Consider the following 13,534-nt stretch of genomic DNA (forward strand, 5'->3'; position numbering starts at 1 on the left):
GCGGCGCCTTCCGGGCCCGGGGATGAGGGTGCGACGCAGTACATTCCGCCGGTGGGGCCCGGGGCGCTGCCGCCCGAGGTGCCTGCTGGGGCGGCCGGGGAGGAGACCCGTTATCTGGGGCGGGCGCGGCAGAACCCGGGGCCGTTGCCGCCGGCCAATCCCGATGCCGAAGCGACGCAGTACATTCCGCCCGTGGCGGCCGGGCGGGACCGGCAGCCGCCCGCCGAGTTCGACAGCCTCTTCCGCAGTGAGCCGGGGAGGGAGCATCCCGCCGCGGCCACCCAGCAGCTGCCCCGCTTCGAGCCGGGGCAGGCACCGGCGCGCCCCCAGCCCGCCTACGTCCCGCCCGGCGCCGACGACCACCGCGGACACGGTGGCCGCGGCGGCCGTACCGGCTCGCGGGTGCCGCTCATCGCGGCTGTCGGGGTCGGGATCGCCGTCCTCGGGGTCGGGGCGGGCGCGCTGCTCGCGAGCGGTGGCGGCGACGACCAGAGCGACGACAAGAACCAGACGGTGTCCGCCACCGCCCCGGCGACCGAGGGTTCCGCCTCGCCGTCCACCGACGCGGCCGAGCAGCAGGCCGTCGCGCTGGACAAGCTGCTGGCCGACAGCGGCGACAGCCGGGCCACCGTGATCAACGCGGTCGCCGATGTGAAGACGTGCAAGAACATGGGGCAGGCGGCGGCCGACCTGCGCGACGCGGCCAAGCAGCGCACCGGCCTGGTCACCAGCCTGTCGAAGCTGTCCGTCGACAAGCTCCCGAACCATGCCGCGCTGACCTCGGCCCTCAACAGCGCGTGGCATGCGTCGGCGTCGGCCGACAACCACTACGCGGCGTGGGCCGACCAGGTCGCGGCCAAGAAGGGCAGCCTCTGCAAGAAGGGCCAGGCCCGCACCACCGGCCAGACCGCGGCAGGCAACCGTGCGAGCGGCACCGCGACCACGCAGAAGGCCAAGGCGGCCCAGCTGTGGAACGCGATCGCCAAGACGTACGGCCTGACCCAGCGCCAGCCGACCCAGCTGTGACGGCCGGAGCCGGCCGGCCGTGTGGGAGTGACGCACACGAGCCGGCCGGCTCCACCGGTCAGCTCACATCCGCCTGCTTCAGCGTGTCCGTCATGTCGGTGGAGCTCTTGCGTGCCGCGACGAGCTGGCCCTTGCGTACGACCTGGAGGGTCACATCGGCGTTCACCATGCGCGGGAGGCCGATGGAGGCGAGCTTGTCCTGGAACTGCCAGCGCAGGGTCGGTGTGAGCCCGTCCGTGGAGACCTTGAGGCCGCCGTCGAGGGCGTTGCGCACGGAGTCGGCGCTCACCTCGCCGTCGCCGAGCGACTCCACGACCGCCTTGAACACGGTGTAGGCGATCCATGTGGTCTGCACGCCGACATCCCCGGTGTCGATGCGGTTGTCGCCGAACGCGTGCTTGTTGATGACCTGCTTCATCCGGTCCCACCGCTTGTCGGTGGAGACCGGGTACCAGCCCGTGATGAACGACCCCTCGTACGGCGACGAGGCACCGCCGCTCTGGTTGATCACCGACTGGTCGACGCTGCCGAGCACGGTGCCCGCCCGTACGTCGGGATAGTCCGCGCGGGCACGCCGGAAGGAGTCCATGAAGGTGCTGGTGCGGTCGCCGAGGGCGGGCACCACACAGCCGGTTTCCGTCGAGTCGGCGGTGGCGTACTCGAGGGCACGCTCGGCCGGGGCCGAGTACTCGGTGGCGTCGTCCTTGGCCAGCTGATTGCCGGCCGGCGCGTGTCCGCCCGCCTTCAGGCCGGAGTTGAGCATCGGGGGCAGCTCGTCACCCGCGATGGTGTCGGGCCGGACCAGGGCGACGCGCCCGCAGTTCTTGGCGAGCGCCTGCCCGAGGCCGGCCAGCAGGGCGGGCTGGCCGCCGTTGACCGGGTACGACAGCGGGCTGGTGAACTCGGACTCGGTGAGGCCGTAGCCGCCGATGTACGGGATGCCCGCGCCCTCCAGGGGCGGGAAGAACGAGTCGGAGTACTGGCTGTAGGAGCCGACGACCGCGACGACGTTCTCCTTGACCGCGCGCCGGCCGCAGTTGGCCGCGTCCACGGTGTCGTTGTGGTCGTTGCAGATCAGGACCTTGAGCTTGTGGCCGTTGATGCCGCCGCTTGCGTTGACCCAGCGCGCGTAGGCGAGGGCGAGGGCGGGCATGCCGGGCTTGTTCGTGGCGCCCGTCTCACTCGGCGCCCACGTCATGACGGTGATGGTGTCGTCCCCGGTGCCCCCCGAGACACCGGGGACGACCCCGCAACCGACGGCGAGCGACGCACACGCGACCAGGGCCGCCGCTCTGCGGACGGTGGTTGTGACGGGTCGGGTGAGCGCGGGGAGGTGGGTCTTGCGGTGGTGACGCCTGCCGGTCATGGACACGCACGATTCCGCCACATCGCTAACCCGGGAGTGACCCTCGGTCAACGGTAGGTGACGGCGAGGTGAATTACGGGGGTCCCTGAGCGTCGTATGAGAAAGAACGTACGATCGGTGACCGTGCAAGGTTCGGAGAACTCTTCCCGTCGCGGCCGTCGCTCCTCCACCATGGGCGGCATGCCACTGAACGACATGCCGTGGTGGCGCTGGCGCAGCAATGTGCGCTCCGCGCTGCACATGCTCTCCGATCCGGTGTTCCAGCGAGAGGTCTGGCTCGCCGGAGTCGACGGGTACGGAGACGTCACCGACGCCGTGTACCGCCTGGTCGAGGACACCTGGCTGGACAACTGGTCCGCCGAGAAATACGTGGGCACGATCTTCCGGGACTCCCAGGAGGCGGCGCTCGTCGACACCGCCGTCCTGCGTGTGCTGCGGATCATGCACCAGGTCGGGCCGGACGCCCCGGTCTCCGCCTACCTCGAGAACCAGGCGTGGCCGGAGGCCGTACGGGCGGCCCGCGACGCACACGTGCGCCTCGCGGCGAGTGACGGGGACGACCCTGACACGCCTCCCCGGAGTCTCGAGGTGCTGCAGATCATGACGAGGTCCGCGTAGCGGACGGGGTCCGCCCGGGCTGGGCCGATATGCGACCCTGTCCTGCATGAACGAGCAGTCCAACCGACCCGCGGTCGCGCCCGACCAGTACGTCCTCACCCTGTCCTGCCCCGACAAGCAGGGCATCGTGCACGCCGTGTCGAGCTACCTCTTCATGACCGGCTGCAACATCGAGGACAGCCAGCAGTTCGGCGACCACGACACGGGACTGTTCTTCATGCGCGTCCACTTCTCGGCGGAGGCGCCGGTGACCGTGGACAAGCTGCGGGCGAGCTTCGCGGCGATCGGTGACGCCTTCCACATGGAGTGGCAGCTCAACCGGGCCGACGAGAAGATGCGCGTCGTCCTGATGGTCAGCAAGTTCGGCCACTGCCTGAACGACCTGCTGTTCCGGTCGCGGATCGGGGCGCTGCCGGTGGAGATCGCCGCGGTGGTGTCCAACCACACCGACTTCGCCGAACTGGTGGCCTCGTACGACATTCCCTTCCACCACATTCCGGTGACCAGGGACAACAAGCCGCAGGCCGAGGCGCAGCTGCTGGAGCTGGTGCGCGAGGAGAACGTCGAGCTGGTGGTGCTGGCCCGCTATATGCAGGTCCTCTCCGACGACCTCTGCAAGGCGCTCAGCGGCCGCATCATCAACATCCACCATTCCTTCCTGCCGAGCTTCAAGGGCGCGAAGCCGTATCACCAGGCCCATGCGAGGGGCGTGAAGCTGATCGGGGCGACCGCGCACTATGTCACCGCGGATCTCGATGAGGGGCCGATCATCGAGCAGGAGGTCGAGCGGGTGGGGCATGACGTCACGCCGGATCAGCTGGTGGCGGTGGGGCGTGATGTGGAGTGCCAGGCGCTGGCGCGGGCGGTGAAGTGGCATGCGGAGCGGAGGATTCTGCTCAATGGGCGACGGACGGTTGTGTTCGCCTAGGGGGTCGGGGGGTTCGGTTTCAGGGGCGGGTGCGGGTGGTCGTGGGCTGGTCGCGCAGTTCCCCGCGCCCCTAAAGGGCGTCCACTGCACGTGCTTTAGGGGCGCGGGGAACTGCGCGAGCAACCCCCACGCACCCGCACCCGCCCGCGCACCCCCAACCCGCCCCTACATCCGGCTCAAGCTCGCCGCAGCGAACAGCACATCCCTGATCGCCTCCCGGTCCCCGACCTGCCCCGCAGCCGCCTCCTGCGGCGATACATGACCCGCCGCCAACCGGCAGAACTCCACGCCGTCCAGCGCGACATGGGCGACCTCACGCTCGGCGGAGCCCAACCCGGGGGAGTCCAGGGGAATCAACCACTCCCCGCCGCCCAGCCCTTCGATCTCCAGCCGCAGGCTGCGACCGGTCTCGCCCACCGGCACGAGATGCCGGCGGTCATCACGGCGGCGAGTTGCCAGCACCCCCGGCAACATCCGCGCCGCAAGATCGATCATGCCGTGCAGATGACGCGGCGCGGGCGGCTCGTACGGGTAGTCGACCGCCTCGGCGATGTCCTCCGCGTGGACCCAGCACTCGAACGCCCGGTCCAGCATCGCGTCCCGCAGCGGCAGCTCGCAGGCGCCGTACGACACCGGTAGCGAACCGGAGTTGCTACCGGTGAAGGACACGGTCCGCACGAGGTCGTGGCTCTGCTCCCGCCAGGGACCCCGCACGGACCGGGTGGGCGGGAAGTGGGAGGCCGCCCAGTACGCCTCCGTGCGCTCGGCGGGGGCGGGTGCCGCGGACGGGATGTCGCCCAAGGGGTCGTCCAGGCCGAGGGCGAGCGCGACGAGGCCGTCGACGGTGAGCAGGTGCGCGATGACCCCGGCGACGGTCGTACGCCGGGTCGTCTCCTTGTCGGCCTCGAACCACCGCAGCCGCACCGGCGCGTGCCACTCGGCGTCCCCTATGTCCTGCAGCAGGGCGTCGAGGCGGGCGGTCTCGGCGTCGTAGGGACCGGCCCACTCAGGCACGGGGATGCGCGGTGGCCGTCGGTCGAAGGAGACCGTCAGGACGCGGGTGCGCAGGCCCGGGTCGAGGTCGAGGCTCTCCGGGGGGTGCAGCAGCCCGACCGCCTCCCGCAGCCGCAGCGCCTCGTCGGCGCAGGTGCCGCAGGTGCCGAGGTGGTCCTCGACGGCCGCCGTCTCCTCCAGTGAGCAGGCGGCCAGCGCCCACGCGCCGAGCAGCGCCTTCAGGACGTGGTGCTCCAGCGCCGGCGGGGCGGGCCGCGGCGCCAGGTCCCCCAGCTCCTCCAGCGACGGCAGCGGCCGCCCGCCGTCCTCGACGGAGGAGCGCGGCAGGGGTATACGGGGCGGATGGCCGGGCTCTCGCCCACGGCCGGGGTCGCCTCCGCCGCCGCTGCCCGGGCCGTCGGATCCGTCCGCGTTGCCCGGGCCGTCGGGCTCGGTCACCTTCGGGCGGCCCTCGTCGTCCGGGGCGCCGTGCTGCTCCTTCTCGTGGCCGGAGTCGTCGTAGCCGCCGCCGTGCCCGGGACCGTCGTAGCCGCCGTGCCCCGCGTCGCCGTATCCCTCGTGGTCGTCGTACGCCTCGAACCGCTCCGGGCCGGTCACGCGGCACCCCCGTATCCGGGGGGCGGCCCGGGGGCGCCGGCGTCGTGGGCGGTGGACAGGAGTTGCAGGCCGAGGCGGAGGCGGCGGCGGGCCTCGTCCTCGGTGACGCCGAGGTCGGCGGCGGTCTGGCGGTAGTCGCGGCGCTGGAAGTAGGCCAGCTCCAGTGCGGTGCGCAGGGGGACGGGCATGGCCTGGACGATGTAGTCGGCGCGGGCGGCGACGGAGGCCTGGCGGACCTTGCGCTCCAGGTCCTCGGTGGAGCCGCCGCCCTGGGTGAGGGCGGCGGTCTCGGTGGCGCGCAGCCGCTGCACGGCCAGGCGATGGGTCAGTGTGGCGACCCAGGAGCGCAGCGGGCCCTGCTTGGGGTCGTACGCCTCCGGGTGCTGCCAGACGTGGGTGAAGACGTCCCTGGTGATGCCGTCGGCCGCGCGCTCGTCGCCGAGGACGCGGTGGGCGAGGCCGTGCACGAGCGAAGCGAAACGGTCGTACAGCTCACCGAGGGCCGCCGCCTCTCCGCGTGCGAGCCGCTGCTGCATCTTGCGGTCCCAGCGGGGCGGCGCGTCCTTCTTCGCCATACGGCCCCCTCACCCTGCTCTTCTCCGGTGCTCTTCTCCGGTCCGGCCTGCGTCCACCGTCATCTCGAATGTAGTCGGCACCTCTGACAACGCACGCCCCTTTGTGGCAATGGGTGCTCCCAGCGGAGGCGCAGGTGGTAGTGCACCTTCCGGGCCCCGTCCGCCCCCGTGCCTTCGCGCGCCTACCCACTCCCGGCGCGATCAGACCCGATCGAACAGGATCGAATACGACTGAAACAAGCCTGTTCTGATTGGTTTCCGTTTCCAGTACCTGGTTTCGGGGAACGGCCGCTGGGCAGCCGCGCTGCAAGGAAGCGTAGGTGAGGCTTCCGTTTCCGGCGAGCGAAGGGCCTGGTGGTGGCGTTCTACGTGACCGGCGACAAGCAGGGCGAGTGGGCCGTGCTCCAAGTGTCGGGCGAACTGGACCTGGTGACGTCGCCCGTGCTGCGGCAGCGGGTGCACGACGTGGTGGCCGAGGGCCGGCACAGTCTCGTCCTCGACCTCTCCGAGGTCCTGTTCTGCGATTCCAGCGGCGTCGGCGTGCTCATCGGCTCCCGCCGCCTCATCCGTTCCTGCCAGGGCAGCCTGCGGCTGATACTGCCCGCCCAGGGGGCCGTGGACGGCTCCCACGTCAACAGGGTGCTCGGCGCCCTCGGCGTACGCCGTCTGTTCGAGGTGTACCCGGACGTGGCGGCGGCGGTCGACGAGGGGGCCGAACCGCTCTCGGCGTGACCCGCCGCTACCGGATCTCCGCACTCGGTGTACGTCACACCGCCGCTCTGCCACGTCAGTGTCGCAAAATCAGCCCGGTCTTGACACAAGCGACGTTTTCCGCGCCAAGGCCGCTCCGGGCGTCGTACGCTCCCTGCCAGTACGCACCCACGTGACGTAAGGCGGCACGAACAGACATGGTCAGCAGCGAGTACGACGGCAAGATCGCCGCCCGGTTCGCCACCTTCGACCAGGACGGCAACGGCTACATCGACCGTGAGGACTTCAGCGCGGCGGCCAAGAGGCTGCTCGCCGAGTTCGGTACGGCGGCCCGCTCCGACAAGGGACAGGCCCTGTACATCGGCGCCGAGGCGTTCTGGCAGGGGATGGCCGGCATAGCGGACCGGGACGGCGACCAGCGGATCAGCCGGGACGAGTTCGTCGGCGGCGCGGTCAAGCGCCTGCGCGACAACCCGGACCGGTTCGCCGAGATCGCCCGCCCCTTTCTGCATGCCGCGCTCGACCTCGCCGACCGCGACGGCGACGGAGCGGCCACCGTCGGTGACACCGCGCGCGTGCTGACCGCGCTCGGCGTGAGCCAGGACGTGGCCGCGACGGCCGCCGCCACCCTCGACACCGACGGCGACGGCAAGATCGGCGAGGCGGAGATCGTGTCTTCCTTCGCCCGCTACTTCACCGTGCCCGAATGACGTCACCTGTCACCTGTCACCCGTCACCTGTCATCTGTCTGAATAGCGCTCACGCAGCTTGTACTTGAGCACCTTCCGCAAGGTCTCGTTGCGCGGAAGGGCGTCCACCACCTCGAGCCGCTCCGGCAGCTTGTGCACCGACAGCCCTTCCGCGCGCAGGTAGGACGACACCGCCTCGAGAGTCAACTCCCCGGCCCCCGGCGGCTGTTCCACCACCGCGCACACCAGCTCCCCGCGCTCGGCGTCCGGCAGCCCGACCACGGCCACGTCCCCGACGTCCGGGTGCCGGTGCAGCAGATCCTCGATCTCCTTGGCGGAGATGTTCTCGCCCTTGCGGATGATCACGTCCTTCAGCCGCCCCGTCAGCACCAGGTGCCCGCTGTCGGTGAGCCGCCCGAGGTCACCGGTCCTGAGGAACCCCTCCCCGTCGAACGCCTCCGCCGTCTGCGCCGGATCCAGATACCCCCGGCACACCGCCTCCCCGCGCAGCCGCACCTCCCCGTCCACGATCCGGATCTCCATGCCCTCCGGGGGCCGCCCCTCGGTCGTCGCCAGGTTCTCCACCGTGTCGTCCGGCGCCCCCATCGTGATCATCGGCACCTCGGTCATGCCGTACCCATGGGTGAGCTGCACGCCCATCTCGCGCACGACGGCGTGATACACCTCCGGCGGCTTGGGTGCTCCGCCGCCCGCGAGCAGCCGTAGCGAGGGAATGACCTTCCGGTCCGGCTGCTTGCGCTGCTCGGCGAGGAACATCGAGTAGAACGCCGTCGACCCGCCCGCCACCGTCACCCCGTGCTTGCGATACTCCTCCAGCGCGTCCGGCAGCGCGAACTGTTCGAACATCACCGCCGGGAAGCCGTACAGCAGGAGCATGACGGTGTAGTCGGGGCCGGCGATGTGCGCGTACGGAAAGGCCATCGAGCCCACGTCGTTCGCCGACAGGTGCAGCGCGTGCGCGAGGCACGACCCGCCCGCGATGAGTGAACGGTCCGTGTGGAGAACGCCCTTGGGGTCGGAGGTGGTTCCCGAGGTCCAGTAGATCCACCGGACGGAGGTGCCGTCGGTGGGCGGGGCGGGCAGTACGGCCGGGTCGCCGTCCGGGAGACCGTCGTACGCCTCGAAGATCCCCTTGGCGCCGAGCCGCCGGGCCATCTCCGTGTGGTCGAAGCCGCGCCAGGTGCCCGGCACCGCGAAGAACTCCGCCTCCGACTCCCGCAGGGCGAAGCCGACTTCGCGGTCCCGGTAGAACGGGATGACCGGCGACTGCACGGCGCCCAGGCGGGCCAGCGCGAAGGACAGCAGGGCGGTCTCGATGCGGGTGGGCAGCTGCCAGGCGACGACCGTGCCGGGGCGGATGCCCCTGCCGTGGAGGCCGGCCGCCACGCGCTCGGCACGGTCATGCAGCTCACCGAAGGTGAGCGTGCGGTCGTCCTGGAGGAGGACGGGGCGGTCGGGGGTCAGTTCGGCACGGCGTGTGACCAGTTCCCAGAGCGTGCGCGAGGAACCCAGGGCGTGTGCGGTGTCGTTCACGACGACCCCCTCTGGCTGACGGTGTGTCAGATCGTGCGGAGAGCGTAGGGCTCGACGCCTTGTCGGTCCAGGGGTGCGGGGCTAGCCTGCTGCTGAATCTGACGGATCGTCAGGCAGGTGGTGGATGGACCTCACGTACACGCCCGAAGAGGACGAGTTCCGGGTGCGGTTGCGGGAGTGGCTGGGGAAGGTCCTTCCGACGCTGCCGCCGAAGCCGTCCCCGGACGACTGGCCCGCGCGCAGGGCGTACGACCTCGGCTGGCAGCGGATGCTGTACGACGCCGGGTACGCGCACGTGCACTGGGACGCCTCCCCGACCGTACGGCTGATCTTCCTGGAGGAGACCGAGAAGGCAGGCGCGCCCTATGTGGGGGCGGGTTTCGTCGGGCTGCTCCACGCGGGGCCGACGATCGCCGCCGAGGGGAGCGAGGAGCAGCGGGCGCGCTGGCTGCCGCCGATCCTTCGGGGCGAGGAGGTCTGGTGCCAGGGCTTCAGCGAACCGGACGCCGGATCGGACCTCGCGGCGCTGCGCACGCGCGCGCGTAGGGACGGCGACGACTATGTGGTGAGTGGGTCCAAGATCTGGACCTCCCATGCCGAAGTGGCCGACTGGTGCGAGCTGTTGGTCCGCACGAACCCCGCCGCGCCCAAGCACCGCGGCATCACCTGGCTCGCCATGCCCATGGACGCCCCGGGCATCACCGTACGTCCACTGCGCACGCTCGCCGGGTCCGCCGAGTTCGCCGAGGTGTTCCTCGACGAGGTCCGCATTCCGGTCGCCAACCGCGTCGGCGACGAGGACGACGGCTGGCGCGTGACGATGGTGACCCTCTCCTTCGAGCGCGGCACGGCCTTCGTCGGCGAGGTGGTCGCCTGCCGCCGCGTCCTGCGCGAACTCGCCGGTGAGGCACGGAAGAACGGCCGCTGGGACGATCCCGTGCTGCGGCGACGGCTGGGTCGGCTGAACGCACAGTTCCGGGCGCTTTGGCGGCTGACCCAGTGGAATGTGAGCGAGGCGGAGAGCGGGGTCCCCGGGGTGGGGAGTTCGGTTTTCAAACTGAGGTATTCACAGGCGCGGCAGGAGCTGTACGACACCGCGGCCGACGTCCTGGGACCGGACTGTCTCGACCTCGACCGGCCGTGGATGCTGGACCGTCTGTCGTCCCTCTCCTACACCATCGCCGCCGGCACCTCGCAGATCCAGCAGAACATCGTGGCCGAGCGCATCCTCGGGCTGCCGAAGGGACGGTGACGGCGCGTATGAAATTCCAACTCACCGAGGATCAGCGGGCGTTGCGTGACGGGGTACGACAGCTGGTGACGCGGCGATTCGACGCCGAGGCGCTGCGGGCGGCCGTGGACGCACCCGGACTGGACCGTGGGCTGTGGCGGGCGCTCGGCGAGGCGGGGTTCTTCGCGCTGCGGCTGCCGGAGGCGGACGGCGGGGTCGGACTCGGGCTGCCCGAAGCGGTGTTGGCCTTCGAGGAGGCGGGCCGGGCACTGCTGCCGGGGCCGCTGATCGCCACACATCTGGCGGCGGGGGAGGTGGCGGGCGCCGCGGAGGGGGAGACCGTGGTCGCGGCCGTGGACGGCAGCGGGCTCGTGGAGTGGCTGGCCGAGGCGGACGTCGTACGAGGGGACGCCGCCGGGGCCGTACCGCTGCGGTCGGTGGATCCGCTGACTCCGCTGCACCGGGTGGGGGAGGGCGGGGCGGCCGTGGGCCCCGTCGCCGTACTCCTGACCGCCGCCGAACAGTTGGGCACGGCCGGGCGGGTGTGCGAGCTGGCGGTGCAACACGCCCGGACCCGTGAGCAGTTCGGGCAGCCGATCGGGGCCTTCCAGGCGGTCAAGCATCTGTGCGCCGGAATGCTGGTGCGGACGGAGGTGGCCCGCGCGGCGGTATATGCCGCCGCCGTGACCGCCGAGCGGACGGACATCGCGGCGGCCCGGCTGCTCGCCGACGAGGCCGCGGTATGCGGCGCCCGTGACTGCCTACAGGTGCACGGCGGCATGGGCTTCACCTGGGAGTCCGAGGTGCATCTCCATCTGAAGCGCGCCTGGGTGCGTGCTCGACGTGGTGGTGCGAGCACGGAGAGTGAGGAACTGCTCGCGGCGGATCTGGTGGCCTGAGCGGCAAAAGGGGCGCTGGGCTGCGGTATCACGAACGCAGGTGGCACGGATGTCGCGGATTGTGGCATACCGGAATTACGGAGCGTTGATATCGGGTTGTGTCCTAAGGGTGACTCGTCACGGCCTGGAGTCGCTGTGTTGCTCCGGTACCTTGTGTGGGATGCGAGCGGGTCCGAGCACGAATCATGCCGGTGTTGCCCTTGAGGCGGCCCCGGATCCGGCGATGTGCCCCTGTTCGACTCGCCACGACGAGCGTCGCACAGTATGCCGCACGGGTACTCCTTCGCGCTGGAATATGCCCGAAGCGCTTGTTGGGGTGACTGTACGTCAACCATGCTGTCTCGTAAGGGATTCACGTTCTGTGAACCCGGCTCTGACCATTGTTCTGGTCATGCAAAGAATGGCTACGATCGTGGCACTCGTGTGGCGCGAGGTCATGTGTCCGCCGGTTCGGATGGTGTGAGCGGTGCAGGTGCTTCAAGTGCAGCTGGAGATCCGGCCCGACCCCGCAGAAGTGGGGCGCGCCCGGCGGTGGGCCCGTTCGCGGCTCGCCGGGTCCGGGATAGAGGCCGATGAGTCGCTCGCCGAGACGCTGATCCTGCTCGTCTCCGAACTTGTCACCAACGCCGTCGTGCACACCGGTTGCCCGGCCGTGCTCCGGCTGTCGCTGCCCGCAGAGGCGGCTCAGTCAGCCGCTCCGGTCCGGCTGGAGGTGGCCGACGCCAGCGACCGGGCCCCCGTCCCCCGGTGCGTGGACGGCGAACAGACGGGCGGCCGCGGCCTCGCCCTCATCGACGGCCTGGCCGACCGCTGGGGCTGGAGCCCCGAGGGTGCCGGCAAGCGCATCTGGTGCGAACTGGACCGCTGTACGGAGCCGCCTCAGGCGGCGACGGCGTTCGGCGGCGGGGCCTCGGCCTATGAAGGGTATGAGGGGCTGGCGTACGAAGCCGTATAGCCGTTCGTGGCTGAGTGTGCCCCCGGCGCGTGGTCGCGGGCATGGCGACAAACGCCTATCGCCCCTCCCTGGCCGACAGGGCGCATGCGCCCGGATGTGCTTCTGTGCGCGGCCATTGAAATCGGTGCGTAAGTGATGAATCCCCTTTCGGGTGTTGACGGGACGTGACCGTTTGATCACGCTGGTGGTCAGCGATTCGCCGCGAGGGGACGACGAGGGTTCCGGTGACGGGAGCCCTCGACGAGTGTGGGTCGCGACGGCGTCGGTTCTGCTTGGGGTCATGAGGAACCGGGGCGGGTGCGCCGAAGCCGGATGGCGGCGCGCGACACCGTGCTCGGGGCGGGCGCGGCGCGTCGCCAGCCGGCCGCGCCCGGGGAGGCGGAAGCGTGGCCGGCGACTAGAGAACGGCCACCGGGGCCACCGGAGTTCCCGTGGCGCCGACGAACGGCTCGGGCATCGCCGACAGCAGGAAGTCGTAGCGGCCCGCTTGTCCACAGGCTGTGGACAACTCTTCGAGATTCCAGTTCTGGCCCTGCAGCATCCCCATCTCCACCAGGTCGAGCGCATGCACCGGCAGCCACAAATCCTCTATTTCCGGCGGAAATATCTCAAATGTGAGGGTGTCGTTCGCGACGGCGGCGACATCGCGCGCGTGGAACCACTCCGGGGTGCGGATCGACAGCCCGGGTGACGGATAGGCGTACGCGTGCTTGTCCCCGGCGAGATACACCTGCACCTGCCCCGTCCGTACGAGCGCGATGTCACCGGCACGCACGCGCGTGCCCGCGAGTTCCTCGGCGGCGTCCAGGTCCTGAGGGGTCACGGCATGCCCCCCGTCGAGACGGTCCACGCCGTGCGCCTTCGCCACATCGAGCAGCACTCCACGCGAGACGATGTGCCGCGCCTTGTCGATGCCGCTGAACTCGGCGCCGCCGTGCGGGGTGACGGTGTCGGCCGGGCGGCCGTTGTAGAGCCGGCCCGAGTGCGAGACGTGCGTGAGCGCGTCCCAGTGGGTGCCGGCCTGCAACCCCATGGTCACCGCGTCGTCGCTGCACGCGACCGTTCCCGGGCCGAAGATCTCCTGGTTGATCTGCACCATGGCGTGCAGCGGATTGACGCGCCCCGGGATCATCCCGGTCTGGACGCCGTCCTGCCTCAGGGGGAGCGCGAGCGGAATCCGGAGCCCGCTGCGGACGCGGGCGGCTGCCTCCCGTACGACCTCGTCCGTGATGAGGTTCAGGGTCCCGATCTCGTCGTCGGACCCCCAACGGCCCCAGTTGTTGACCCGCTTGGCGATGTCATGGAACTCGGCCGGTAGTGACATGGGAGCCCCCCGGGGCTTGTCTCCAGGTGTCTGACGGGACTTAAAAT

Annotated in this window: 12 protein-coding genes and 1 pseudogene; 8 read left to right on the forward strand and 5 right to left on the reverse strand. The window is 70.6% G+C overall.

All coding sequences use genetic code 11. The features are described 5' to 3' along the window. A pseudogene (locus KCH48_RS40025) lies at nucleotides 1-1,026 on the forward strand (hypothetical protein); the annotation flags it as partial. A 58-nt stretch (nucleotides 1,027-1,084) separates the two neighbouring features. Here KCH48_RS40025 and KCH48_RS40030 read toward each other — a convergent pair. Continuing rightward, the gene (locus KCH48_RS40030; RefSeq protein ID WP_210582559.1) at nucleotides 1,085-2,392 is read right to left on the reverse strand and encodes an ABC transporter substrate-binding protein; all 1,308 of its coding nucleotides are present in this window, start codon (nucleotides 2,390-2,392) and stop codon (nucleotides 1,085-1,087) included. Nucleotides 2,393-2,509: 117 nt separating this feature from the next. On the opposite strand from KCH48_RS40030, the gene KCH48_RS40035 reads away from it, so the two are divergent. Together KCH48_RS40035 and purU are read left to right on the forward strand one after the other, a co-directional pair. Further along, on the forward strand, nucleotides 2,510-3,010 hold the full coding sequence (locus KCH48_RS40035; RefSeq protein ID WP_210582560.1) for a hypothetical protein: 501 nt from the start codon (nucleotides 2,510-2,512) through the stop codon (nucleotides 3,008-3,010). Between the two features lie 46 nt (nucleotides 3,011-3,056). Then, nucleotides 3,057-3,938, forward strand: a complete 882-nt coding sequence (purU, locus tag KCH48_RS40040) for a formyltetrahydrofolate deformylase (protein ID WP_210582561.1) — start codon at nucleotides 3,057-3,059, stop codon at nucleotides 3,936-3,938. Between the two features lie 165 nt (nucleotides 3,939-4,103). Here the strand turns inward: purU and KCH48_RS40045 are convergent, their stop codons facing one another. Together KCH48_RS40045 and KCH48_RS40050 are read right to left on the reverse strand one after the other, a co-directional pair. Further along, nucleotides 4,104-5,549: a maleylpyruvate isomerase N-terminal domain-containing protein gene (locus tag KCH48_RS40045; RefSeq protein ID WP_210582562.1), complete on the reverse strand. Its 1,446-nt coding sequence runs from the start codon at nucleotides 5,547-5,549 to the stop codon at nucleotides 4,104-4,106. Beyond that, on the reverse strand, nucleotides 5,546-6,124 hold the full coding sequence (locus KCH48_RS40050) for a sigma-70 family RNA polymerase sigma factor (protein ID WP_210582563.1): 579 nt from the start codon (nucleotides 6,122-6,124) through the stop codon (nucleotides 5,546-5,548). Before KCH48_RS40050 ends, KCH48_RS40045 begins: the two co-directional genes overlap by 4 nt. A 351-nt stretch (nucleotides 6,125-6,475) precedes the next feature. Here KCH48_RS40050 and KCH48_RS40055 point away from each other — a divergent pair, with 351 nt between their 5' ends. Both KCH48_RS40055 and KCH48_RS40060 read left to right on the forward strand, forming a co-directional pair. Then, nucleotides 6,476-6,856: an STAS domain-containing protein gene (locus KCH48_RS40055; RefSeq protein WP_210582594.1), complete on the forward strand. Its 381-nt coding sequence runs from the start codon at nucleotides 6,476-6,478 to the stop codon at nucleotides 6,854-6,856. A gap of 176 nt (nucleotides 6,857-7,032) precedes the next feature. Next, a complete protein-coding gene (locus KCH48_RS40060; RefSeq protein ID WP_210582564.1) occupies nucleotides 7,033-7,545 on the forward strand; it encodes an EF-hand domain-containing protein in 513 nt (170 codons plus the stop codon). A gap of 30 nt (nucleotides 7,546-7,575) precedes the next feature. On the opposite strand, the gene KCH48_RS40065 is transcribed toward KCH48_RS40060, so the two are convergent. Then, on the reverse strand, nucleotides 7,576-9,078 hold the full coding sequence (locus KCH48_RS40065) for a class I adenylate-forming enzyme family protein (protein ID WP_210582565.1): 1,503 nt from the start codon (nucleotides 9,076-9,078) through the stop codon (nucleotides 7,576-7,578). A 124-nt stretch (nucleotides 9,079-9,202) separates the two neighbouring features. Here KCH48_RS40065 and KCH48_RS40070 point away from each other — a divergent pair, with 124 nt between their 5' ends. The 3 genes from KCH48_RS40070 (at nucleotide 9,203) to KCH48_RS40080 (ending at nucleotide 12,163) form a co-directional block, all read left to right on the forward strand. Beyond that, a complete protein-coding gene (locus KCH48_RS40070) occupies nucleotides 9,203-10,330 on the forward strand; it encodes an acyl-CoA dehydrogenase family protein (protein WP_210582566.1) in 1,128 nt (375 codons plus the stop codon). Between the two features lie 8 nt (nucleotides 10,331-10,338). Then, complete coding sequence (locus tag KCH48_RS40075) at nucleotides 10,339-11,208, forward strand: acyl-CoA dehydrogenase family protein (RefSeq protein WP_210582567.1); 870 nt, start codon at nucleotides 10,339-10,341, stop codon at nucleotides 11,206-11,208. A 481-nt stretch (nucleotides 11,209-11,689) separates the two neighbouring features. Then, nucleotides 11,690-12,163, forward strand: coding sequence for an ATP-binding protein (locus KCH48_RS40080; RefSeq protein WP_210582595.1), 474 nt, complete (start codon nucleotides 11,690-11,692; stop codon nucleotides 12,161-12,163). Nucleotides 12,164-12,560: 397 nt separating this feature from the next. Here KCH48_RS40080 and KCH48_RS40085 read toward each other — a convergent pair whose 3' ends face one another. Continuing rightward, nucleotides 12,561-13,487 (reverse strand): cyclase family protein, encoded by a 927-nt coding sequence (locus KCH48_RS40085; RefSeq protein WP_210582568.1) that lies wholly within the window; start codon nucleotides 13,485-13,487, stop codon nucleotides 12,561-12,563. Nucleotides 13,488-13,534 lie beyond the last annotated feature (47 nt).

The sequence above is a fragment of the Streptomyces sp. GESEQ-4 genome (assembly GCF_017948455.1).
GTDB lineage: Bacteria > Actinomycetota > Actinomycetes > Streptomycetales > Streptomycetaceae > Streptomyces.

Bases quoted from the DNA above. Each gene is read 5' to 3' on its own strand.
- KCH48_RS40070 (WP_210582566.1), top strand. From the start codon at position 9,203: ATGGACCTCACGTACACGCCCGAAGAGGACGAGTTCCGGGTGCGGTTG.
- KCH48_RS40085 (WP_210582568.1), bottom strand. From the start codon at position 13,487: ATGTCACTACCGGCCGAGTTCCATGACATCGCCAAGCGGGTCAACAAC.
- KCH48_RS40075 (WP_210582567.1), top strand. From the start codon at position 10,339: ATGAAATTCCAACTCACCGAGGATCAGCGGGCGTTGCGTGACGGGGTA.
- KCH48_RS40060 (WP_210582564.1), top strand. From the start codon at position 7,033: ATGGTCAGCAGCGAGTACGACGGCAAGATCGCCGCCCGGTTCGCCACC.
- KCH48_RS40050 (WP_210582563.1), bottom strand. From the start codon at position 6,124: ATGGCGAAGAAGGACGCGCCGCCCCGCTGGGACCGCAAGATGCAGCAG.
- KCH48_RS40030 (WP_210582559.1), bottom strand. From the start codon at position 2,392: ATGACCGGCAGGCGTCACCACCGCAAGACCCACCTCCCCGCGCTCACC.
- purU (WP_210582561.1), top strand. From the start codon at position 3,057: ATGAACGAGCAGTCCAACCGACCCGCGGTCGCGCCCGACCAGTACGTC.